Annotated in this window: 2 protein-coding genes; both read right to left on the bottom strand. The window is 34.5% G+C overall.

Annotation, left to right across the window (positions count from 1 at the left end; translation table 11 throughout):
- Positions 1-130: 130 nt before the first annotated feature.
- Positions 131-433, bottom strand: coding sequence for a HigA family addiction module antitoxin (locus LB450_RS13595; RefSeq protein ID WP_093365347.1), 303 nt, complete (start codon positions 431-433; stop codon positions 131-133).
- Positions 434-444: 11 nt separating this feature from the next.
- Entirely contained in the window at positions 445-726 is a 282-nt protein-coding gene (locus LB450_RS13590) for a type II toxin-antitoxin system RelE/ParE family toxin (protein WP_224489801.1), read from the bottom strand.
- Between the last annotated feature and the right edge of the window lie 282 nt (positions 727-1,008).

Raw genomic sequence — 1,008 nt, 5'->3', positions numbered from 1 at the left:
TAATCAACTTTGATTTAAGCCCTCTAAATTTAGTGTAAATCCAACTCTGATAAAAAAACAAAAGCCCTGAAAAGGGCTTAAAACGACTCATTTTTTAGAGTTTTAGTGGCTTGTGCAACGGTTACCGCTGTTAGGCAACGTCCTTATCAGCGTACTGCTTTATTTCATTCAGCTCGTTTTCTTTATTCTCAATTCCTTCTTCGATGTCATAATCGTCTTGAAGTCCAAGCCAAAATTTAGCCGAATTACCAAAATATTTACTCAATCGTAATGCCGTGTCAGCGGTTATTCGACGTCGACCTTTTACGATTTCAGATATCCGAGTTTGTGGTATTTTCAAATCTTTAGAAAGTCGATAAGCCGAAATTTCGAGTGGCTCAAGAAATTCGTGAAGTAAAATTTCGCCAGGATGTACATTTGCTAACTTTTCCATTTTCTCTGTTTTTAGTGATAATCGATTATTTCTACTTCGCTCGCATTTCCGCTATTCCACTCAAAAATTATTCGCCATTGTTTGTTAATTCTAATGCTATAAAAACCACTTAAATTTCCACTCAACTTTTCAAGTCGGTTCGATGGTGGGATTCTTAAATCAGCTATGTTTTGCGAATTATTCAACATTCTCAATTTTCGGCGTCCAATTTTTTGAATATCAATCGGCATTTTCTTTACTCGATTTCCATTCCAAATTTGTTCAGTCTCTTTCGAGCGAAAAGAAACAATCATATTATTGTTTTACGTTACTAACGTCAAAGATAAGTAAAAAAAATGAATGTTTGCAGAATTTTTTAAATGTTGCCTAACGGTCGAGGCTAGGAAACGTAGCCTGTAATCACGTTTCAAAATAGGTAGGAACTTTAATGGCTATGTTTTTTAGCCATTGTGCCTGTTGCACAACTCAATTTCTTGCAAATATATAGAATTGATTGGCATTGAAAAGTTTGGAATTGATTATCTTTAGTAATGCAAGGAAAAAAGACTTATCAAGAGAAATTGTTCACTCGATTC

Origin of the sequence: Psychroflexus curvus, from assembly GCF_020164585.1 — a bacterium.
GTDB classification, from domain to species: domain Bacteria; phylum Bacteroidota; class Bacteroidia; order Flavobacteriales; family Flavobacteriaceae; genus Psychroflexus; species Psychroflexus curvus.
The sequence above is the reverse complement of the archived record's forward strand: the minus strand, read 5'-3'. Positions and strand labels throughout refer to the sequence as shown.